17 protein-coding genes are annotated in these 20,342 nt (G+C 65.4%); 10 read left to right on the forward strand and 7 right to left on the reverse strand.

Translation table 11 applies throughout. The features are described 5' to 3' along the window. Positions 1-46: 46 nt before the first annotated feature. The 3 genes from BM374_RS05010 to BM374_RS05020 are packed head-to-tail and all read left to right on the forward strand — an operon-like array spanning position 47 to position 3,683. Positions 47-511 (forward strand): endonuclease domain-containing protein, encoded by a 465-nt coding sequence (locus BM374_RS05010; protein ID WP_092289508.1) that lies wholly within the window; start codon positions 47-49, stop codon positions 509-511. Further along, positions 508-2,916, forward strand: coding sequence for a phenylalanine--tRNA ligase subunit beta (pheT, locus tag BM374_RS05015; RefSeq protein ID WP_092289510.1), 2,409 nt, complete (start codon positions 508-510; stop codon positions 2,914-2,916). Before BM374_RS05010 ends, pheT begins: the two co-directional genes overlap by 4 nt. Further along, positions 2,913-3,683, forward strand: a complete 771-nt coding sequence (locus BM374_RS05020; RefSeq protein ID WP_092289512.1) for a sulfite exporter TauE/SafE family protein — start codon at positions 2,913-2,915, stop codon at positions 3,681-3,683. Before pheT ends, BM374_RS05020 begins: the two co-directional genes overlap by 4 nt. Positions 3,684-3,690: 7 nt before the next feature. Here BM374_RS05020 and BM374_RS05025 read toward each other — a convergent pair whose 3' ends face one another. After that, entirely contained in the window at positions 3,691-5,082 is a 1,392-nt protein-coding gene (locus BM374_RS05025; RefSeq protein WP_092289514.1) for a flavin monoamine oxidase family protein, read from the reverse strand. 187 nt (positions 5,083-5,269) lie between these two features. On the opposite strand from BM374_RS05025, the gene BM374_RS05030 reads away from it, so the two are divergent. Beyond that, positions 5,270-6,223 carry a YiiX/YebB-like N1pC/P60 family cysteine hydrolase gene (locus tag BM374_RS05030; protein ID WP_092289516.1) on the forward strand — a complete coding sequence of 318 codons (954 nt, stop codon included), beginning with the start codon at positions 5,270-5,272 and terminating at the stop codon, positions 6,221-6,223. A gap of 28 nt (positions 6,224-6,251) precedes the next feature. Here the strand turns inward: BM374_RS05030 and BM374_RS05035 are convergent, their stop codons facing one another. Continuing rightward, positions 6,252-6,527 carry a metal-sensitive transcriptional regulator gene (locus BM374_RS05035; protein ID WP_024338640.1) on the reverse strand — a complete coding sequence of 92 codons (276 nt, stop codon included), beginning with the start codon at positions 6,525-6,527 and terminating at the stop codon, positions 6,252-6,254. Between the two features lie 62 nt (positions 6,528-6,589). Here BM374_RS05035 and BM374_RS05040 point away from each other — a divergent pair, with 62 nt between their 5' ends. After that, entirely contained in the window at positions 6,590-9,022 is a 2,433-nt protein-coding gene (locus tag BM374_RS05040; protein WP_177248096.1) for a heavy metal translocating P-type ATPase, read from the forward strand. Positions 9,023-9,264: 242 nt separating this feature from the next. On the opposite strand, the gene BM374_RS05045 is transcribed toward BM374_RS05040, so the two are convergent. Together BM374_RS05045 and BM374_RS05050 are read right to left on the reverse strand one after the other, a co-directional pair. Continuing rightward, entirely contained in the window at positions 9,265-10,209 is a 945-nt protein-coding gene (locus BM374_RS05045) for a hydroxymethylglutaryl-CoA lyase (protein ID WP_092289521.1), read from the reverse strand. Further along, the gene (locus BM374_RS05050; protein WP_092289524.1) at positions 10,206-11,381 is read right to left on the reverse strand and encodes a CoA transferase; all 1,176 of its coding nucleotides are present in this window, start codon (positions 11,379-11,381) and stop codon (positions 10,206-10,208) included. Before BM374_RS05050 ends, BM374_RS05045 begins: the two co-directional genes overlap by 4 nt. Positions 11,382-11,486: 105 nt before the next feature. Here BM374_RS05050 and BM374_RS05055 point away from each other — a divergent pair, with 105 nt between their 5' ends. The 3 genes from BM374_RS05055 to BM374_RS05065 all read left to right on the forward strand — a co-directional run bounded on the left by BM374_RS05055 (position 11,487) and on the right by BM374_RS05065 (position 14,955). After that, positions 11,487-12,419 (forward strand): LysR family transcriptional regulator, encoded by a 933-nt coding sequence (locus tag BM374_RS05055; RefSeq protein WP_092289526.1) that lies wholly within the window; start codon positions 11,487-11,489, stop codon positions 12,417-12,419. Positions 12,420-12,709: 290 nt separating this feature from the next. Then, positions 12,710-14,125, forward strand: coding sequence for an MFS transporter (locus tag BM374_RS05060; RefSeq protein WP_092289529.1), 1,416 nt, complete (start codon positions 12,710-12,712; stop codon positions 14,123-14,125). A gap of 89 nt (positions 14,126-14,214) precedes the next feature. Further along, a complete protein-coding gene (locus BM374_RS05065; protein WP_092289531.1) occupies positions 14,215-14,955 on the forward strand; it encodes a sulfate transporter family protein in 741 nt (246 codons plus the stop codon). 155 nt (positions 14,956-15,110) lie between these two features. Here the strand turns inward: BM374_RS05065 and BM374_RS05070 are convergent, their stop codons facing one another. From BM374_RS05070 to nth, 3 genes are all read right to left on the reverse strand, one after another. Then, positions 15,111-16,739, reverse strand: coding sequence for an MFS transporter (locus BM374_RS05070; protein WP_092289533.1), 1,629 nt, complete (start codon positions 16,737-16,739; stop codon positions 15,111-15,113). Next, complete coding sequence (locus BM374_RS05075; RefSeq protein WP_092289535.1) at positions 16,726-17,859, reverse strand: HlyD family secretion protein; 1,134 nt, start codon at positions 17,857-17,859, stop codon at positions 16,726-16,728. The genes BM374_RS05070 and BM374_RS05075 overlap by 14 nt, the downstream gene beginning before the upstream one ends. Before the next feature lie 120 nt (positions 17,860-17,979). Next, positions 17,980-18,741 (reverse strand): endonuclease III, encoded by a 762-nt coding sequence (nth, locus tag BM374_RS05080; RefSeq protein ID WP_177248097.1) that lies wholly within the window; start codon positions 18,739-18,741, stop codon positions 17,980-17,982. Between the two features lie 22 nt (positions 18,742-18,763). On the opposite strand from nth, the gene BM374_RS05085 reads away from it, so the two are divergent. Continuing rightward, positions 18,764-19,282 carry a DUF2244 domain-containing protein gene (locus tag BM374_RS05085; protein WP_092290244.1) on the forward strand — a complete coding sequence of 173 codons (519 nt, stop codon included), beginning with the start codon at positions 18,764-18,766 and terminating at the stop codon, positions 19,280-19,282. Between the two features lie 56 nt (positions 19,283-19,338). Further along, entirely contained in the window at positions 19,339-20,235 is an 897-nt protein-coding gene (locus BM374_RS05090) for a methylated-DNA--[protein]-cysteine S-methyltransferase (protein WP_092289537.1), read from the forward strand. The last annotated feature ends 107 nt before the right edge of the window (positions 20,236-20,342 follow it).

Raw genomic sequence — 20,342 nt, forward strand, 5'->3', positions numbered from 1 at the left:
TCCCTCCCCCCTTGTGGGGGAGGGTCAGGGAGGGGGGTAGCCGCGGATGCCGCACGCAGTTGTGAGCGCAGGTCAGCGCAGCCGGGCGAAGCAACTTCGCCGGACGATGACGCGCGCTGAAACACTGCTGTGGCGCTATCTGAAGGCCAATCGAATTGACGGTCTTGGCATCCGTCGCCAAACACCGATCGGAAACTACGTTGCCGACTTCGTCTGCTTTTCCTCGAAGCTCATTATCGAGCTTGATGGCGAGTCGCACGACTTTGAAGAGCGACAAAAGGCAGATCAGCACCGCGACGCATTCTTTGCTGCTGAGGGTTTTCAAGTTGTGCGTTTCACCAATGAGCAGGTGATGTCGAATCTCGAGGGAGTCGTTGAGGCGATTCGCCACGCCGCTTCCGCTGCAGCCCGCGGCTCACCCCCCTCCCTGACCCTCCCCCACAAGGGGGGAGGGAACACGAACACCGACCAAAGCAATTCAACCGACAAGAGCCGAGGCACACAGCCATGAAATTCACCCTCTCCTGGCTGAAGGATCATCTCGACACCGACGAGCCCTTGGAAAAGCTCGCCGACAAGCTCACCATGATCGGGCTCGAGGTCGAGAACATCGAGGACAAGGCGAAGGCGCTGAAGCCCTTCACCATCGCGAAGGTGATCTCGGCCGAGCAGCATCCGAATGCGGATCGCCTGCGCGTCTGCATGGTCGACACCGGCGCCGGGGCTGCGCCGGTGCAGGTCGTGTGCGGGGCGCCGAATGCGCGCGCGGGCCTCGTCAGCGTGTTCTCGCCCCCCGGCACCTACATTCCCGGCAAGGACATCACGCTCGGAATCGGCACCATCCGCGGTGTCGAGAGCCGCGGCATGCTGTGCTCGGCGGCCGAGCTGCAGATCTCCAACGATCATGACGGCATCATGGAATTGCCGGCGGACGCGCCCATCGGCGCTGCTTACGCCGAATGGGCCGGGCTCGGCGATCCCGTGATCGAAATCAATTTGACGCCGAACCGGCAGGACTGCACCGGCGTGCACGGCATCGCGCGTGACCTCGCCGCCGCCGATATGGGCAAGTTCCGGGATCCCGGCATCAAGCAGATCAAGGGCGAATTCCCCTGCCCCGTGAAGGTCACGGTCGAGGACGCCACGCTGTGTCCGGGCTTCGCGCTGCGCCTCGTGCGCGGCGTCAAGAACGGACCGTCCCCGGAATGGCTGCAGAAGCGGCTGACCGCGATCGGGCTGCGCCCGATCAATGCGCTGGTCGACATCACCAACTTCATGACCTACGACCGCGCGCGCCCGCTGCACGTGTTCGACGCCAGGAAGGTGAAGGGCAATCTGGTCGTGCGACGCGGCCGCGAGGGCGAGAGCCTGCTCGCGCTCGATGGCCGCACCTACAATCTCGATCCCTCCATCTGCGTCATCGCCGATGAGCACGGCGTCGAATCGCTCGCCGGCATCATGGGCGGCGAGGCCTCGGGCTGCGACGAGAACACCACCGACGTGCTGATCGAATCGGCGCTGTGGAACGAGATCAACATCGCCCAGACCGGCCGCAAGCTCGGGATCAACTCCGATGCGCGCTACCGCTTCGAGCGCGGCGTCGATCCGGCCTTCATGGTGCCCGGGCTCGAGCTCGCCACGAAGCTCGTGATGGAGCTGTGCGGCGGCGCGCCGTCGGAGAACGTCGTGGTCGGCAAGGCCTTCGGCGATGACCGCATCATCGATTTCCCTGTCACCGAGGTGAAGCGCCTCTCAGGCATCGAAGTGCCGATGCCGGAGATGAAGCGGATCCTGACCCATCTCGGCTTCATGATGGCGGGCTCCGGCCCGATCGTGAAAGTCGCGGTACCCTCATGGCGCACCGACGTGCATGGCAAGGCCGACATCGTCGAGGAGATCGTCCGCATCTATGGCGTCGACAAGGTGCCGATGACGCCGTTCGAGCGCGGCGAGGACGCGCGCAAACCGGTGCTGACGCCGCTGCAGCTTCGCACCCGCCGTGCAAGGCGCGCGCTCGCGAGCCGTGGCATGGTCGAGGCAGTGACGTGGTCGTTCATCACCAACTCTGCGGCAAAGCTGTTCGGCGGCGGCCAACGCGAGCTCGAAGTGGCCAACCCGATCGCGGCTGACCTCTCCGATATGCGGCCGAGCCTGTTGCCTGGACTGGTCGCCGCCGCCCAGGCCAATGCCGATCGCGGCTATGGCGATGTCGTGCTGTTCGAGGTCGGGCAGGTGTTCAGGGGCGATCGCCCACAGGACCAGTTCATGGCCGCGAGCGGCGTGCGTCGCGGGCTTGCATCGTCGGAAGGCGTGGGACGGCATTGGTCGGGCTCTGATCAGGCCGATGTGTTCGACGTCAAGGCCGACGCGCTCGCGGTACTGGCTGCGGCCGGCGCGCCGATGCAGGCGCTGCAGATCGTCGCCGGTGGACCGGCATGGCTGCATCCGGGTCGCTCCGGCACGATCCAGATCGGGCCACAGAACGTGCTCGGGTATTTCGGCGAGATGCATCCGCGCGCGCTGGAGGCGCTCGGCGCCGACGGCCCGCTTGTCGTGTTCGAGGTGACGCTCGACCGCATTCCCGAGGCGAAGAAGAAGCCGACCCGCGCCAAGCCGCTGATCGAGCTCTCGGCATTCCAGCCCGTCTCGCGCGACTTCGCCTTCATCGTCGATCGTGCCGTGAAGGCGGGAGACATCGTGCGCGCGGCGCAGGGCGTCGACAAGAAGCTGATCACCGGCGTGAACGTCTTTGACGTCTACGAAGGCAAAGGCATCGACGACGGCAAGAAGTCGGTCGCGGTCGCGGTCACGCTGCAGCCCCGCGAGAAGACTCTGACCGATCAGGAGATCGACGCCGTCGCCGCGAAGATCGTGGCGGAGGTGACGAAGAAGACCGGCGGCGCGCTGCGGGGATGAGCTTTACGGACTTCCTTCCCAAGGACGTCAGTCTCACCATCGCGCTGGCGCTCTGCGCCATCGCTTTCGTTTCGGGCACCGCGCGCGGCTTTTCCGGCTTCGGTTCGGCGCTGATCTTCATGCCGCTGGCGAGCAGCGTCGCGGCGCCTCGTCTCGTTGCCGCGCTGCTTCTCGTCATCGATTTCGTTGCCGCCGCGCCGCTTTTGCCCGATGCGTGGCGGAAGGCCGATCGCAAGGCGACGGCGGTGATCGTGCTCGGCGCGCTGGTCGGTGTACCCCTCGGCACCTATTTCCTCAGCGTGCTCGAGCCCGTCACCACGCGCTGGATCATTTCCGGTTTCGTCGCAGCGCTCCTGCTTCTGCTGCTGTCCGGCTGGCGCTACCGCGGCAAGGACCACATTTGGCTTTCGGTCGGCATCGGCGGCCTCTCCGGCTTTTGCAGCGGGTTGGCGCAGACTGGCGGGCCACCGATCGTCGGCTATTGGCTCGGCCGCCCCATCGCCTCGATCGTCGCCCGTGCCAACATCCTGCTGTTCTTCGGTGCGTCGGATTGCTTCTCGATGGTCAGCTACGCGACCACAGGCCTGATCTCGCGCGAGTCGCTCGTGCTGTCACTGATCGTCGGCCCGGTCTATGCGATCGGGGTCGCCTTCGGCGCCTCGCTGTTCGGCCGCGCCAGCGAAATCGTCTTCCGAAGGATCTGCTACGCCCTGATCGCAATCGCGGTGATCACCGGGCTGCCGGTGCTGGATAGGATTTTGCGATAGTCCGGCTTTAAGGCCGCCGCGGCGCGCGTCGCTTCTTGGTCGATTGCGTCGGCACGTCGGCCGGCTCCTGCTTCAGCGCACCGATCTTGCGTAGCGCGGCATCGGCGGCGCGCTCGCCGCTGTCCCAGGCGCCGTCGACCGTGCCCCACAATGACTCATGAGTGGCTTCGCCGGCAAGAAACATGTTGCCGATCGGCTCGGACAATATCCTGCGCGAGAGCTGGCCGCCGGGCGAGGCCGCCGACATCGCGCCCATCACGTAGGGCGAGGCGTTCCAGCGCGTCGCGGCCGTCTTCTGCACGGCGGCAGCCGCCTCGCTGCCGAACAGTTTTGTGATCCACTCCCTGGCAAAGGCCGCCATCGCCTTCTCGCCCTGCTCGGAGAGATCGCGGCCGAACGAGCCGCCGACGTCGATCGAACACAGCGAGGATCCGCCGATATTGGCGAGCATCAGCGCGGTGCGGGTGGAGTTGCTCTGCTCGATCAGGATGTCGTCACGCGACAGCCCGAACGGATTGCCCGGCAATTGCAGCACGATGTGATCGTAGCTGCCGAGCGTGAGCTTGGAGGCCGCATCCAGCGTGCGCTTGGGGATGTCGGGCGCAAACTTGATCGCGCCACTGTTGAGCACATTGGTCGAGACCGTGATGATGGCGGCGCGCGCGACGATCTTGCCGGCCTGCGTCTCCACGCTGACTTCGCGATTGCTCCAGAGAATCCGGTTCGCCGGTGTCGCGAGCGCGACCGGCGCCTGCTCGCCAAGCCTGGTGATCAGCGTGCCGAGACCCTGGCGGCAGGCGATCGGGGCATTGCGGTCCTGCGCGCGCGCCTTGTCGATGGCCGACAGCTCCTTCAGGTCCTTGCCGGCAAAGCTCGCGCCGAGCACGAATTCGGCGGCGCCAGCCCAATCACCGAGGTCTTTCGGCAGGACTGAGGCGCAGGAGGTATCGAGCTTGCCGCGCGCGGCCTCGTCGATGGCCCTGTTGGCGCGCACCAGCGCCGCCAGAAACTCCTCGGTCTCGCCCGCACGCGCATTGCGGCGACCGATGCGCATCTTCTGACCCGAGGGTGCCGGAGAGACATCGAGCCCGGCGCTGCGCGCCAGCCGGATCATCGGATTGGTATCGGGATTGTGCATCCAGCGCGCGCCGCGATCGAACGGCACATCGAAGGTGGAGGTATCAGTGATGCAGCGCCCGCCGACCTGCGCGGCCGCTTCCACCACGATCACCTTGCGATTGGCGGCCATGATACGCCGCGCCGCAGCGATGCCGGCCACACCCGCACCGATCACCACAATGTCAGCCTCGCGCGGCAGCGGCGCGGCCGTTGCGCGCAGGATCGGCGCTGCAGCAAAGGCCGCCGACGCAGATAGGAAACTGCGGCGCGTCATTGTCATGTCATGGTTTCCGGAAACTTGCGGCCAACGGGAACAGCCGGCGAACCTTGCCGCATCTGATGTTGCGCAGCAACCATCATGGTGAATCAATCGTGCTTGAACTCACAGAGCCATGAACCGAATTGCAACAGGTTTCGACCATGATACAGATGGAAAAAAGACGGCCAGAAAGGCCCGGGGAGAGTTCATGGGGACGGTCCTAGATTCAGTCGGCAAAGTAATTGCCGCGTACCTCTCGAAGGAGGTGCCGGGTTACGAGCCGTTCACGCCGAGCGACCCCGAACACCTGCGCGGCGTGATCCAGCCCGGCGACGTCATGCTGGTCGAGGGCAACAACCGCATCTCCGGCATCATCAAATATCTGACGCAGTCGACCTGGTCGCATGCCGCGCTCTATGTCGGCCCTGTCGAGGGCGCGGTCGAGCCCGACGGCGAGCCGCATGTGCTGATCGAGGCCAATATCGGCGAAGGCGTCACCTCCGCGCCGCTGTCGAAATATTTCCCCTATCACACCCGCCTCTGCCGGCCGGTCGGGCTGTCCTACGAGGACCGCACCACGGTCTGCCGCTATGCGATCAACCGCATCGGCTTCGGCTACGACACCAAGAACATCATCGATCTGATGCGCTTCCTGTTCCCGCTGCCGGTGCCGCAGCGCTGGCGGCGGCGCATGATCGCGCTCGGCTCGGGCGATCCGACCAAGATCATCTGCTCGGCGCTGATCGCGCAGGCCTTCGATGCCGTGCGCTATCCGATCCTGCCGAAGATCACCAAGGCCGGCAGCCGCGCCGCCCGCCGCGAGATCCTGCACATCCGCGATTCCTCGCTCTACATGCCCCGCGACTTCGATATCTCGCCCTATTTCGAAGTGGTCAAACCCACCATCGTGCATGGCTTCGACTACACGACCTTGCACTGGGCCGACAAGCAAAAGCCGCTCGAGGAGGTGGCGGGCTCATTCGGTGTGTTTCCAGAAACGGTCCGTGCGCCGCCGCTCGTTCCTGAAGCGATTGACGAAGAAGCGCAGGCTTCGGCTGAGCAAGTGAGCGCCGTCGAAGTTTCCGCGCGGTTTCCTCTGCTCCAGAGGATCGCCGCGTATCGTCCGAGACGCCGTGGGCGCTCGCGCGAGAGAGCTGCATAAGCTCCGCTATCGCGGCGGCGGTGAAAGTCTACCGCTCCGCCCGCCCGATCACCGCCATCAGCTCCGCGATCTTCTCGCGCTGATCGGCCTTGTCGCCGCTCGCGATCGCGTGCTCCACGCAATGGGCGACGTGGTCCTTCAGGATCTCTTCCTCGACCCGGCGGAGCGCAGCGCGCACCGCCGAGATCTGTGTCACGATGTCGATGCAGTAGCGGTCTTCCTCTACCATTTTCGACAGGCCGCGAACCTGGCCCTCGATCCGGCCGAGACGTTTTCCGACGGATGCCTTGATGTCCTTGCGCATGAGGCCTATATACCCCTACCGGGTATAGGTTGCAAGACCGAGTACAAGGCCGGAGCATGGAAATGAGCGACGCGGATCACGATCATAACGGACAGACGCACGGCGGATGCGGGTGTTCCAGCAAGGCGGCGGCCCCTCCCGCGCCTACGACCCCCTCATGCTGCGGCGGCCATTCCGGCCATGATCACGGCCATGACGCCGCCGCGACAAAGGTTCTCGATCCCGTCTGCGGCATGACGGTCGATCCCGCGACCTCGAAGCATCGCTTCGAGCATCATGGCGAGACCTTCCATTTCTGCTCGGCCGGCTGCCGCACCAAATTCGCCGCCGATCCCGCCAAGTATCTCGCCAAGGAAAAAACACCCGAGCCCGAAATGCCGGCGGGCACGATCTACACCTGCCCGATGCATCCGCAGATTCGCCAGGTCGGACCCGGCAGCTGCCCGATCTGCGGCATGGCGCTGGAGCCGGAGGTTGCGAGCCTGGAGACGGGACCGAATCCGGAGCTCGCCGACATGACGCGGCGCTTCTGGATTGGCGGCGCCCTGGCGCTGCCCCCTGTCGTGCTGGAGATGGGCGGCCACCTCGCCGGGCCGCACAACTGGATCGACCCAACCTTGTCGAACTGGATTCAGCTCGTGTTCGCAACGCCCGTGGTGCTGTGGGCCGGCTGGCCGTTCTTCGTCCGCGGCTGGCAGTCGCTGCTGACGCGCAACCTCAACATGTTCACGCTGATCGCGATGGGTACCGGCGTCGCCTATGTCTACAGCCTGATCGGCACCATCGCGCCGCCGATTTTCCCCACCACTTTCCGCGGCCATGAGGGCGCGGTCGCAGTCTATTTCGAGGCCGCCGCCGTGATCACCGTGCTGGTGCTGCTCGGCCAGGTGCTGGAGCTGCGCGCCCGCGATGCGACCTCTGGCGCGATCAAGGCGCTGCTGCAGCTCGCGCCGAAAACCGCGCGCCGCGTCGACGCCGATGGTAGCGAGCACGAGGTCGAAATCGACACGCTCCATGCCGGCGACCGCCTGCGGGTTCGTCCCGGCGAGAAGGTGCCGGTCGACGGCGTGATTCTCGAGGGCCGCTCCTCGCTCGATGAATCGCTCGTCACTGGCGAATCCATGCCGGTGACAAAGGAGGTCGACGCAAACATCATCGCCGGAACGCTCAATCAGTCGGGCAGCTTCATCATGCGCGCCGACAAGGTCGGGCGCGAGACGCTGCTGTCGCAGATCGTGCAGATGGTGGCGGACGCGCAGCGCTCGCGCGCGCCGATCCAGCGGTTGGCCGATCAGGTCGCCGGCTGGTTCGTGCCGTCAGTGATTGCCGTCGCCATCGCGGCCTTCGCTGCCTGGGCCTGGTTCGGACCGGAGCCGCGGCTGGCCTTCGGTCTCGTCGCCGCCGTCAGCGTGCTGATCATCGCCTGCCCCTGCGCACTGGGCCTGGCAACCCCGATGTCGATCATGGTCGGCGTCGGCCGCGGCGCGCAGGCCGGCGTCCTGATCAAGAACGCCGAGGCGCTGGAGCGGATGGAGAAGATCGACACGCTGGTGGTCGACAAGACAGGCACGCTCACCGAAGGCAAGCCCAAGGTGGTCGCGATCGTGCCGGCCTCCGGCTTCGCCGAAGACGACATCCTGCGGCTTGCAGCCAGCGTCGAGCGCGCCAGCGAGCATCCGCTCGCCGACGCCATCGTGCGCGCCGCAAAGGAGAAGCAGCTTGCGCTGGGCCAGGTCGAACAGTTCGATTCGCCGACGGGCAAGGGCGCGACCGGAAAGATCGACGGCAAGACCATCGTGCTCGGCAACGCGAAATATCTGACGTCGATTGGCATCGACACCAAGCCGCTCGACAGCGAGGCCGAAGGCCTGCGCGGCGACGGCGCGACCGTCATCAACATGGCGATCGACGGCAGACTTGCCGGCCTGTTCGCCATCGCCGATCCGGTCAAGGCTTCGACCCCGGAGGCGCTGAAGGCGCTCGCCACTGAGGGCATCAAGGTGCTCATGTTGACCGGCGATAACAGAACCACGGCCGAAGCGGTGGCCCGCCGGCTCGGCATTGCCGATATCGAGGCCGAGGTGCTGCCGGACCAGAAGAGCGCGGTGGTGGCCAAACTGCAGAAGGCCGGCCGCAGCGTCGCGATGGCCGGCGACGGCGTCAACGACGCGCCGGCGCTGGCGGCGGCGGAGGTCGGCATCGCCATGGGCACCGGCACTGACGTGGCGATGGAAAGTGCCGGCGTCACGCTCCTGAAGGGCGATCTCACCGGCATCGTGCGGGCGCGAAGACTGTCGCAGGCGACGATGAGCAATATCAGGCAAAACCTGTTCTTCGCCTTCATCTACAATGCCGCCGGCATTCCGATCGCCGCCGGGATCCTCTATCCGGCCTTCGGCCTGCTGCTGTCGCCGATCATCGCGGCAGCGGCGATGGCGCTGTCCTCGGTGAGCGTGGTCGGCAACGCGCTGCGGCTGCGCGCGACGCGGCTGTGAGGAAGCTACGTAGCTCGCGCGGAAGCACGAGCATCGCCACGGGTAGCTTGCGCTAGTGGAGTGCTGCGTTTTCCCTCTCCCCTTGTGGGCCCCTTGTGGGAGAGGGTGGCTCGCCGCACAGCGGCGAGACGGGTGAGGGGTATCTCTTCGCGAATTCAATCTCAGTTGAACTCGCGGAGGCAACCCCCCATCCGGCGCTTCGCGCCACCTTCTCCCACAAGGGGAGAAGAACGAAGGAGACGCTACGCCGCCTTCGCCTCCCGGCCTGGCAAGCCGGCTCGCGCGAGGCCGCCGTAGAGCTGCTCGTTCGGCATCTCCTCCCGCAAGATCTTGCGCACCGCGATCAGCCTCTCGAGATCGATGCCGGTCGCAAAACCCTTGCTCTCGCACAGGAACACGAGGTCCTCGAACACGACATTGCCGGTCGCGCCGGGGGCGAAGGGGCAGCCGCCCAGGCCGCCGAGCGAGCCGTCGAGGATGCGAACGCCTTCGTCCAGCGCCGCCGCGGCGTTGGCGATGCCCATGCCGCGAGTGTCGTGCAGATGGATGCAGATCGGCTTTTTGCCTGCGAGCTTGACCGCGGCGCGCGACAGGTCAGCCACCTGTTTCGGCCCGGCATAGCCGACGGTGTCGGCGATCGCGACAAAATCGACGCCGGCCTCGAGGCACTTGCCGACGAGGCGCAGCACCTCCTTCGGATCGACCGCACCGGTGATCGAGCAGCCCAGCGCCATCGAGATCGCCGCGTTCACCAGCGGCTTGTGGGCGCTGGCATCGCGCAGCTCGCAGAGCCGCTTGATGTTGGCGATCGCCGAATCGCGCGAGCGATGCGCATTGGCCTGGCTGTGCTCCTCCGTCGCCGACACCACCCAGGCGATCTCGCCGACGCCTGATTCCAGCGCCTCGTTGACCCCGCGCTCGTTGAGCGCCAGCGCAATGCCATGGGCGCCGGGCAGGCTTGCGACGGTCGCGATGACATCGCGGACGTCGACGAATTGCGGAAAGGTCTTGGCCGGCAGGAACGAGCCGACCTCGAAATGCCTGACACCGGTGGCGTATTCCTCGCGCAGCCAGCGCTGCTTGGCTTCGGTCGATGGAAATGTCTTCACGAGCTGGAGCCCGTCGCGCAGGCCGACTTCGCGCAAGGCAATGCGATCCCCAGAGTAAATGGCCTCGATCCGGCTCATGCGCGCCTCCCAGCGGCTTTTGACGTGACATCGTTGCTGTCGATTTCGCCGCGAACCGCCGAGGTGTCGGCGCCAAGCGGCGCGACCTTGAGGCCCTCGCCGAGATGATCACCGTTCCACTCGATCGGCAGCGTCGGCACGTGGAACGGCTTGCCGTCGGCGGTGACGTTGGTGACGAGCCCGCCCGGCCGCAGCACATGCGGATCGGTCAGGAGATCCTCGGGTCGGTTGATCGGCGAGAAGCAAATGTTGAGCGCATCCAGCTTTCGCGACAGCTCCGCGACGTTCCACTGCCGGATGATCCCGGCCACGCGCGGCAGAATCCGCGGACGCGCGAGGATGCGGTCGGTGGTGGTGCGCAAGCTGGGATCGTCGAGAAACTCGTTCAAGCCGAACTCGCGGCAGAATGCCTGCCAGTGGCCCTCGGTCACCACGCCGATGAAAATGCGACCCTCTCCGGCGGCATCGAAAATGTCGTAGATCGGCCAAGCGTGCTCGCGCTCCGGCATCGAGCGCGGCTTGTTGCCGGTCATCTCGTATTCGACCATGTGCTGGGCGACCAGGAACAGGCAGTTCTCGAACAAGCCGATGCGGATGTCCGCGCCCTCGCGCTTGCCGCCGCGCTTCTGATAGAGCGCCGCGAGAACCGCAATCACGCCGAACATGCCGCCCATGATGTCGTTGGCGGAGGAGCCGACGCGCTGTGGCTTCTCCTTCGTGCCGGTCATGGCGGCCAGCCCCGACATCATCTGCACGACCTCGTCGAGCGCGGGACGATGCTCATAGGGACCGGAGAGGAAACCCTTGTGGCCGGCGATGATCAGATGCGGATGGCGACGTCGCAATTCCTCGGCGCCAAGCCCCTGTTTCTCGAGCAGGCCATCGCGAAAGTTCTCCAGGAACACATCGGCCGTCTCCAGCAGCCGGTGCATGGTGTCGCGATCGTCGGGCTGCTCGACGTCCAGCACCACGCTGCGCTTGCCGCGGTTGAACAGCGGGAAGAACGCGGTGCCCATGCCGCCGAGGGAACGCGTTTTGTCGCCGGCGGGCGGCTCGACCTTGATCACCTCGGCGCCTAGCTGCGCGAGGATCATGCCGCAGGTCGGGCCCATGACCATGTGGGTCATCTCGACGACGCGCACGCCTTCGAGCGGCAATCCGGTCTCAGCCATCCGTCACTCCCTGTCGGTTCGGTCCAAGACTAGGTCTTCACAAGCCTTCTTAAAAATATAATCTGTCGAAGAATGCCTTCGCAGATCTAGAACGTTGGCCCGCCCATGGATTCGCGCCAGCTCCGCTATTTCATTGCCGTCTACGAGCAGCGGAACCTGTCGCGCGCCGCCGATCAGGTGAATGTCGCGCAATCCGCGCTCAGTCATCATATCTCGAACCTGGAAGCCGAGTTCGCAACGCCCCTGTTCGAGCGCAAGTCGCGCGGCATGGATCCGACTGCGGCGGGTGAGCGGCTCTACGAGCACGCCCGCATCATCCTGCGCGCGATGGCGGAGGCCGAGACCGAGGTGCGCGAGGGCGCACGCGTCATTGCCGGCGAGATCTCGATCGGCATGGCGAATTCCGGCGTCAAGGCGATCGGCGTCGAGCTGATGCGCACGGTGCTGACGAAATATCCAAAACTCAAGCTGTCGCTCACCGAGAGTCTTTCGGGCGCAACGCTGATGCACCTGATGGTCTCCAATGTCGACCTCGCGCTGGTCTACAATCCGCCGTCCGAGAAGGAGCTGATCACCGAGGCCGTGCTCGAAGAGGAGATGTTCCTGGTCGGCATTCCCAAGCTGGTCGGCAAGGGCAAGGCGCCGATCCGTTTCGAGGAGCTGAGCCGGCTGCCGCTGATCCTGCTGCGCTACGGCCTCGGCCTGTCCTCCCGCGCGCTGCTCGACGATCCCGTGCTGCTCAAGCGGCTGGAGGGCGGCGCGATCCTGCACGCCAACTCGATCACCGGCATGACCGGTGCGCTGGTGGAGGGGCTCGGCTGCACCATCGCCACCAAACTGTTCGCACGCGAGGAGCTGGCGGCCGGTCGGCTGATCGCGCGCAAGGTGGTCGAGCCGAAATTGACCCGCACGCTCTATCTCTGCCGCCTGCGCAACCGCCCGATGACCTACGCGATGGAAGAGATGCGCCGCTTGATGCTGTCGCTGATCGCCGAACAGGTGCGCAGCGGTGGCTGGCAGGCGACGCTGGCGGGGTGATGGGCGGTCAAGCCCTTCGGCGTCATGGCCGGGCTTGACCCGGCCATCCACGCCTTGCCAGGCAGCGCGACGAACGTGGATGCCCGGGACAAGCCCGGGCATGACGACAATCTTGCGGGGTGACGTAAAGAAGGACCGTGTTCGCGTTTCTCGAACGCTCCCTTCGATATGTTCTTCTGGATTTCCGGCGTCACCCCGCCAACATGGCGCGGTCCGGCAGAGCTTACCGAAAATCCCAGAGATGAGCCGCCGGGAACCGCGCGCGGGTCCGCGCGCCATGGGAGGACATCATGAGCGTTGTCGGCATCGACACTGGCTTTGAGCTCGGCGCTGCACCATCAGGACCTGACGAGATCTCGCGGCGGCTCGAGGCGATGCCGGCGACGGGCCATGTCTGGAAGCTCGTCATCCTGCTTTCGCTCGGCGGCTGTTTCGAAATGTACGATCTGTTCCTGACCGGCTACATCGCGCCGGGCCTCAGCCGCAGCGGATTGCTCTCCACGACGACGCAAGCCTTCTTCGGCTTCTCCGGCATCGGCGCCTTCGTCGCCGCGACCTTCGCCGGCCTGTTCGTCGGCACCTTCTTCCTCGGCTTCCTCGCCGACCGTTTTGGCCGCCGCGCGATCTTCACCTATGCCCTGCTCGCCTACACCACCGCGTCCGTGATCATGGCCTGCCAGACCTCCTCCGGAGGTCTTCTGCTGTGGCGCTTCCTCGCCGGCATCGGCATCGGCGTCGAGATCATCACCATCGATGCCTATATCACCGAGCTGGTGCCGAGCCGGATGCGCGGACGCGCCTTTGCGGTGAACCAGTCGATCATGTTCATCGCCGTGCCCGTTGTTGCCTTTCTTGCCTGGTGGCTGGTGCCGCTCGCGCCTTACGGCGTCGAGGGCTGGCGCTGGGTGGTGCTGATTGGCGCCGCCGCCAGCATGATCATCTGGGTGCTCCGGCTGTTCGTGCCCGAAAGCCCGCTTTGGCTGGCGCGCCACGGCCGCACCGCGGACGCCTTCCGGATTCTCGCAACGTTGGAAGCCGGAGGCGGCGGCGCGGCACCCGGCCCCTCAGCTTCGCCCCCGCGGCCGGCGGCACAGACGACCGCACGCGTCGCCTTCGCCGATCTGTTCCGTCCGCCCTATGTTTCGCTCGTCGTCCTGTTCATGGTGTTCAACCTCTGTCAGGCCTTCGGCTTCTACGGCTTTGCCAATTGGGTGCCGACGCTGCTGGTGGAGAAAGGCATCACCGTCACCAAGAGTCTGCAATATTCCTTCATCGTCGCCTTCGCCTATCCGATCGCGCCGCTGCTCGCCGCGAGCTTCGCCGACAGGTTCGAGCGCCGCTGGATCATAGCCGGCGCCTGCATCGCCATCATCGTGTTCGGAATGGCGTTCGCGCAACTGACCGCGCCGGCGTTGCTGATCGTCTGCGGCGTGCTGCTGACGGCCTGCAACACCACGATGTCTTACGCCTATCACGCCTATCAGACCGAGGTGTTTCCGACCCAGATCCGGACCCAGGCCTCCGGCCTGGTCTATTCGATGAGCCGGCTCTCCGCGACGTTCTCGGGCTTCATCGTCGCCTACATGCTGAAGCAGGCCGGCGTCACCGGCGTGTTCGGCCTGATCACCGCGGCGATGCTGATCGTGGTGATCGCCATGGCGCTGTTCGGCCCTGACGTCCGCGGCAAGGCGCTGGATACAGTGTAGCGCGGACGCCGCAGGTCCCTTGACGCAGGTCCCTTGCCGAAGCGCGCCGGGGTGTCTACCTCTCGCTGATGATTTCGTGAGAGGTTCCCATGCTGGATGCCGCCGTCAAGGCGCTGTCGCAAATGATGTCGCCGCCGATGCGGTCGATCCTGTGGCGATCGATCGGGCTGGCGCTGGTGCTGATATCAGTGCTGGCGATCGGGTTGCAGCGGCTGCTGAGCTGGTTCGCCACCTATGGCGAGGTCTGGCTGGAGGGCCTGCTGGGGCCGAGCTGGCATTCGTCGCTGGAGGTGCTGGCCTGGATCATCTCGATTGCGGCCGGTTTCGGCGTCGTGTTCGGCAGCGTATTCCTGATGCCGGCGATCACTTCGCTGGTGGCGAGCTTCTTCGTCGACGACGTCGCCGACATGGTCGAGCGCGAATGTTACCCCGCCGAACGGCCGGGCAGGGCGCTGCCGTTCAACCAGGCCATCCTCGAAGGCATCAAGACCGCGCTGCTCACCATCGTGGTCTATCTCGCCGCGTTGCCGCTGGTATTTCTCGCCGGCGCGGGTTTCCTGATCTTCTTTCTCGCCGCGGCCTGGCTGCTCGGCCGTGAATATTTCGAGCTTGCCGCGATGCGCTTCCGCTCGCCTGAAGATGCCAAGGCGATGCGGCGCGACAATGCTGCGACCATCTTCACCGCCGGCCTGTTCATTGCCGCCTTCGTCTCGATCCCGATCGTCAACCTGGCGACGCCGATCTTCGGCATGGCCTTCATGGTCCACATGCACAAGCGCCTGTCCGGCCCGCGATCCGAGCTGATCGAACCGGCCCGGCAGGTGCGGTGATTGTGCGATCCAAGTGAACGGTGCGCTCCCTCTCCCGCTTGCGGGGGAGGGTTGGGGAGAGGGTGTCGCCGCAATGGGACAATCCCCTAGAGGAAAGAACCCTCACCAGCGCCTTCGGCGCGACCTCTCCCGCAAGCGAGAGAGGTGTCCGGGCGCTACGCGACTTTGACCCCACACTTCCGCAACACCGTCTTGGCGAAGCCGAACGGCGCGGGCGTAAACGGGCCCGGCGGCGCGCGGGTGATCAAGGCGATGAAGCCGAGCGCGGCCACCGCCATCCAGAAGCACAACCAGAAGCCGTCGATATAGGCGAGCACATTGGCCTCGCGCGCGACGAAGCTCGCAAGCGTGCCAACCGCGCGCGCCGGCGCCGAGCCGGCGCCATGAGCGGCGAAGTGACCGGCGAGCTGCTTCAGGATCCGCACCACATCGACGTCGCCGATTTCGAGGTTCTGGCCGAGATAGAAGGAATGGATCTGCTCGCGGACGCGCAGCCACGTTCCCATCAGCGCCACGCCAATTTCGGCGCCGCCGAGCCGCATGATCTGGATGTAAGCGGCAAACGAGGTGGCGCGGCTCGGGTCGGAATTGGACAGCGCGATGATGATGAGCGGCAGAAGCGTGGTCGCCTGTCCGACAGATTGCAGCAGCGCGATGCCGACAAAATCCTCGCGCGCCCAGTCATGGGTGAGCTGGGTACCCCAGAGACTGGCCGCGGCGAAGCACGCAAACCCCACCACCGCCACCGTGCGCGCATCGAAATGGCGCAGCAGCCAGATCGAGACGGGCACCAGAACGAACATCGGCAGCGCGCCATAGGTGAGCAGCAACAGCCCGCTCTGCTCCGGCCTGAGCTGGCCGACAGTACCGAGGAAGTTGGGCACCAGCGACGCATTGGACAACGAGGTCAGGGTGTAGAGCAGGATCACCACGAGCGACAGGCAGATATTGCGCGAGAACAGCACGTTCACATGCGCCCAGGGTTGCCGCACCAGCGACTCGTTGACGATGAAGGTGGCGAACAGCACGCCGCCGCCCACCAGCAGCGCCATGACGGTGCCGGAGCCCAGCCAGTCCAGGCGGTTGCCCTGGTCGAGGCCGGCATAGATCATCGAAACCCCTGCGCCGAGCAGCAGCATGCCGCCCCAATCGGCCTCGCGCAGCAGCGCGCGGTTCACCTGATCGTTCGGCGTGCCCAGATAGACCATCAGGCCCATCAGCGGCGCGATCACGACGCCCTGCCAGTACAACCATTGCCAGCCGAGATGATCGACATAGAAGCCGACCAGTGAAGTCGATGAGTCCAGTGCGAAGCCGACGCGGATCGAATAGAGCGCGATCGCCGGCAGCCACCAGCGGATCGGCAGATTGCGAAACACGATCATCAGCGTCGCCGGCACGAAGGTGCCGAGCAACAGGCCATGCACGACGCTGAGTGCGATCAGCGCCGGATAGTCGCGCACGAATGGGATGATCAGCGAGACGAGCGCGTAGACCACGCTGGGGATGCCGAGCACCCGGCGCAGGCCAAATACCGTCGTAAGCCACGCCACCGCCGGCGCGATGAAGATCTGCGAGCCGATGCCGGCGGTGGAGAGCCAGGCGCCTTCGTCGAAGGAGAGTCCGAACGCACCTCGCAAGTCGGGCAGGCCGACCGTGGTCAGCCGGCTGTCGAAATTGGCGAGGAACGAGCCGAGCAGCACCGCCGCGACGGCGAACAGAGGCTGCGGCGCGATGCCGCCGCGCGAGACGGGGCCGCGGCCGGCATCGTCATTTTCCGCCATTCGCATCTTTCGTGTCGATGCGGGTGACGACCGACATGCCGGGCACGAGCCGCGTCAGCAAAGGCTGGTTGTCATCGAACCGGATGCGGACGGGAATGCGCTGCACGACTTTCGTGAAATTGCCGGTGGCATTATCGGGCGGCAGCAGCGCGACCTGCGCGCCGGTCGCGGGCGCGATGCGCTCGACCTTGCCGTGGAGCTTCTCGCGCGGGAAACTATCGATCGTGATCTCGACCGGCTGGCCCGGCGCAACATGCGTGAGCTGCGTCTCCTTGTAGTTCGCGATCACATAGACCTTCGGCAGCGGCACCACGTTGATGAGATTGGTGCCGATATTGACGTAGTCGCCGGGCTGCACCTGTCGCTCGCCGACGACGCCATCGAACGGCGCCGTGATCCTGGTGTAGCCGAGCTTCAGCTTCGCGCTCGCCAGCGTCGCCTTGGTAGCGTCGAGATCGGCGGCGCGCTGCTTCTTGGTGCCTTGCAAAACTTCGAGCTGATGCTGCTGGGCTGCGATCACGGCCCGGCTGGCGCGCACATCGGCCTGCGCCTTGGCAAGGCCCGCGACCGCCTGCTCGAGCCGCTGCCGCGTGCCGGCGTCGGTCTGCGACAGCGATTGCTGACGCTCCTGCTCCTGCCTGGCTTCGACCTCCAGCGCCTCCGCCGAGAGGCGCGAGGCTTCGGCTTGCGCGATGGTCGCATATTGCAGCTCGATTTGGTTGGAGAGGTTGTCCAGCACGGCTTGCGCTGATGCCACCGCCGCCTCGGACTGAGCGACCTGCGCCTCGCAATCGGCGGGATCGATCTGGATCAGGAGATCGCCGGCCTTGACGCGCTGGAAGTCGGTCACTCCGACAGTCAGCACCTCGCCGGATACACGGCTCGCAAGCCGCGTCAGGTCGGCGCGAACGTAGGCGTCATTGGTGGTCTGGACCACTTCATTGCCGACCCATTCGTCGAAGCGCAGTGTCGCCAGCGCAACGAAGGCGAGCGCGACGATCACGGCGAACAGCGGAATGGCGAGCCGGCTCCAGAGCGAACTCACCGGCCGCTGTGTCGGCTTGGGCGGCGGGGCCGGTGCAACGGCAGGTGGCGGCACGATTTGTTCTTGTTGACTCACGGATAACCCCAAACCACTTCGCCTTAACCATCGTCATTCCGGGGCGATGCGAAGCATCGAACATCTCGAGATTCCGGGTCCGGTCCTTCGGTCCGTCCCGGAAAGACGGAGCACTCTCACTCACACCGTCTTCTCGGGCCACCGGCAGAGGTCGTTGATCAAGCAGACGTCACAGCGCGGCTTGCGCGCAAGGCAAGTATAGCGGCCGTGCAGGATCAGCCAATGATGAGCGTGCAGCATGAACTCGGCCGGGATCACCTTTTCGAGACCAAGCTCGACGTCGAGCGGAGTCTTGCCCGGCGCGAGCCCGGTACGATTGCCGACGCGGAAGACATGCGTGTCGACCGCCATGGTGTGCTCGCCAAAGGCCATGTTGAGCACGACATTGGCCGTCTTGCGTCCCGCGCCCGGCAGCGACTCGATCTCGGCGCGCGTGCGCGGCACCTCGCCGCCGAAATCGCTGAGCAGCTTGGCCGAGAGAGCGATCACGTTCCTGGCCTTGGTGCGGTAGAGGCCGATGGTCTTGATGTAGTCGCGCAAACGTTCCTCGCCGAGGTCGAGCATCTTCTGCGGCGTGTCGGCGACTTTGAACAATTCCCGTGTCGCCTTGTTGACCCCGGCATCGGTCGCCTGCGCCGACAGCACGACGGCGACCAGCAGCGTGAACGGATTGAGGTGCTCGAGCTCGCCCTTCGGCTCGGGATTGGCCTTGCGGAAACGGCTGAACACCTCTTGGATCTCCGCGGGCGTCCAGGGCTTGATAGCCTTGAGCGATTTCTTCGCGGGCGCCGATTTTTTGGCGGGCCTGGGCTTGGCGGCCTTTGCCTTTTTCTTCGGCACGGCCGCTTTGCGTTGGGCCGGCTTGCGGGTGATTTTCGCCATGATCGGGATATACTGAGAGACGATGAGCACAGGCAACGAAATTGAGCGCGAGAATGAGCAGCAGATCTTTTCCGCGCTGCTGACGCCGCATCGCTCGCTCAATCGCACCGGTTTCCTCGCCGTGATGCTGTTCCTGAGCATCGTCAGCTTCGCCACCGGCATTGTGTTCCTGATGAAGGGCGCTTGGCCGGTGCTCGGCTTTTTTGGGCTCGACGTGCTCGTGGTGTGGTGGGCCTTCAAGGTCAATTTCCGCACCGCCCGGGCGCGCGAGGAGATCACCGTTACGACCTCGGAATTGCGCGTGCGGCGTATCAGCCATCGCGGTCAGGTCGCCGAATTCACCTTCAATCCGCTCTGGGTCCGCCTCGACATGGAGGTCGACGAGGACTTTGGCATCGAGCATCTCTATCTGATCTCGCGCGGCCACCAGATCCAGATCGCCAGGTTCCTCGGACCGGATGAAAAGGCAAGCTTTTACAAAGGCTTGATTGAAGCGCTCAATGCCGCCAAACGGGGCCCGACCTACAACCCGATCACCTGATCGGCGGATCGGAAATCGGGTGGTTTCGACCCGGCGCCGCGCCTACATTTCCACTCATGATGACACTCGCCATACATGACCAGCGCCTGGCCAGGCCGGGCTCCCAGACCGCCGCGCTGCGCGACTACGATTCGGTGCGCCGGGCGATCGCCTTCATCTCGGAAAACTGGCGCGCGCAGCCGACCATCGAGGCGATGGCTGATGCGGCCGGCGTCACGCCGGATGAGCTGCACCATCTGTTCCGCCGCTGGGCCTCGATCACGCCGAAGGCCTTCATGCAGGCGCTGACGCTCGACCACGCCAAGGGACTGTTGCGGGATTCCGCGAGCATCCTCGACGCGGCGCTCGACTCGGGTCTGTCGGGTCCTGGCCGGCTGCACGATCTCTTCGTCACCCACGAAGCCATGTCGCCGGGGGAATGGAAGAACGGCGGCGCGGGGCTCACCCTGCGCTACGGCTTCCATCCCTCGCCCTTCGGCACCGCGATCGTGATCGCGACCGATCGCGGCCTGTCAGGCCTCGCCTTTGCCGATCACGGTGAGGAGCAGGCCGCGCTCGCCGACATGACGCGGCGCTGGCCCAACGCCACCTATGTCGAAGACCACGAAGGCACCGCGCCGCTGGCGGCACGCATCTTCGACACCAGACTGTGGCGGCCGGACCAGCCATTGCGCATCGTGCTGATCGGCACCGATTTCGAAGTGCGGGTGTGGGAGACGTTGTTGAAGATCCCGATGGGACGCGCGGTGTCCTATTCGGACATTGCCTGCAACATCAAGAGACCGAAGGCCTCGCGCGCCGTCGGCGCGGCCGTCGGCAAGAACCCGGTCTCCTTCGTCGTGCCCTGCCACCGCGCACTCGGCAAGAGCGGCACGCTCACCGGCTATCACTGGGGCATCACCCGCAAGCAGGCGATGCTGGGCTGGGAAGCCGGGCAGCTGGGGATGCAGTAGGCGAGATGCCGTTGCTGCGTGGGGTGGGTTAGCCGAAGGCGTGACCCACCTCTTTGGTTTCCTCAGTGATCGTGGTGGGTTACGCCGAGCAGATGCGCTTCGCGTAT

This window comes from Bradyrhizobium sp. Ghvi (assembly GCF_900115265.1).
In the GTDB taxonomy this organism is placed as follows: Bacteria; Pseudomonadota; Alphaproteobacteria; order Rhizobiales; family Xanthobacteraceae; genus Bradyrhizobium.

Bases quoted from the DNA above. Each gene is read 5' to 3' on its own strand.
- BM374_RS05050 (WP_092289524.1), bottom strand. From the start codon at position 11,381: ATGGCTGAGACCGGATTGCCGCTCGAAGGCGTGCGCGTCGTCGAGATG.
- pheT (WP_092289510.1), top strand. From the start codon at position 508: ATGAAATTCACCCTCTCCTGGCTGAAGGATCATCTCGACACCGACGAG.
- BM374_RS05055 (WP_092289526.1), top strand. From the start codon at position 11,487: ATGGATTCGCGCCAGCTCCGCTATTTCATTGCCGTCTACGAGCAGCGG.
- BM374_RS05010 (WP_092289508.1), top strand. From the start codon at position 47: ATGCCGCACGCAGTTGTGAGCGCAGGTCAGCGCAGCCGGGCGAAGCAA.
- BM374_RS05060 (WP_092289529.1), top strand. From the start codon at position 12,710: ATGAGCGTTGTCGGCATCGACACTGGCTTTGAGCTCGGCGCTGCACCA.
- BM374_RS05030 (WP_092289516.1), top strand. From the start codon at position 5,270: ATGGGGACGGTCCTAGATTCAGTCGGCAAAGTAATTGCCGCGTACCTC.
- nth (WP_177248097.1), bottom strand. From the start codon at position 18,741: ATGGCGAAAATCACCCGCAAGCCGGCCCAACGCAAAGCGGCCGTGCCG.
- BM374_RS05065 (WP_092289531.1), top strand. From the start codon at position 14,215: ATGCTGGATGCCGCCGTCAAGGCGCTGTCGCAAATGATGTCGCCGCCG.
- BM374_RS05040 (WP_177248096.1), top strand. From the start codon at position 6,590: ATGAGCGACGCGGATCACGATCATAACGGACAGACGCACGGCGGATGC.
- BM374_RS05070 (WP_092289533.1), bottom strand. From the start codon at position 16,739: ATGGCGGAAAATGACGATGCCGGCCGCGGCCCCGTCTCGCGCGGCGGC.
- BM374_RS05090 (WP_092289537.1), top strand. From the start codon at position 19,339: ATGATGACACTCGCCATACATGACCAGCGCCTGGCCAGGCCGGGCTCC.
- BM374_RS05020 (WP_092289512.1), top strand. From the start codon at position 2,913: ATGAGCTTTACGGACTTCCTTCCCAAGGACGTCAGTCTCACCATCGCG.
- BM374_RS05085 (WP_092290244.1), top strand. From the start codon at position 18,764: ATGAGCACAGGCAACGAAATTGAGCGCGAGAATGAGCAGCAGATCTTT.
- BM374_RS05045 (WP_092289521.1), bottom strand. From the start codon at position 10,209: ATGAGCCGGATCGAGGCCATTTACTCTGGGGATCGCATTGCCTTGCGC.
- BM374_RS05035 (WP_024338640.1), bottom strand. From the start codon at position 6,527: ATGCGCAAGGACATCAAGGCATCCGTCGGAAAACGTCTCGGCCGGATC.
- BM374_RS05025 (WP_092289514.1), bottom strand. From the start codon at position 5,082: ATGACAATGACGCGCCGCAGTTTCCTATCTGCGTCGGCGGCCTTTGCT.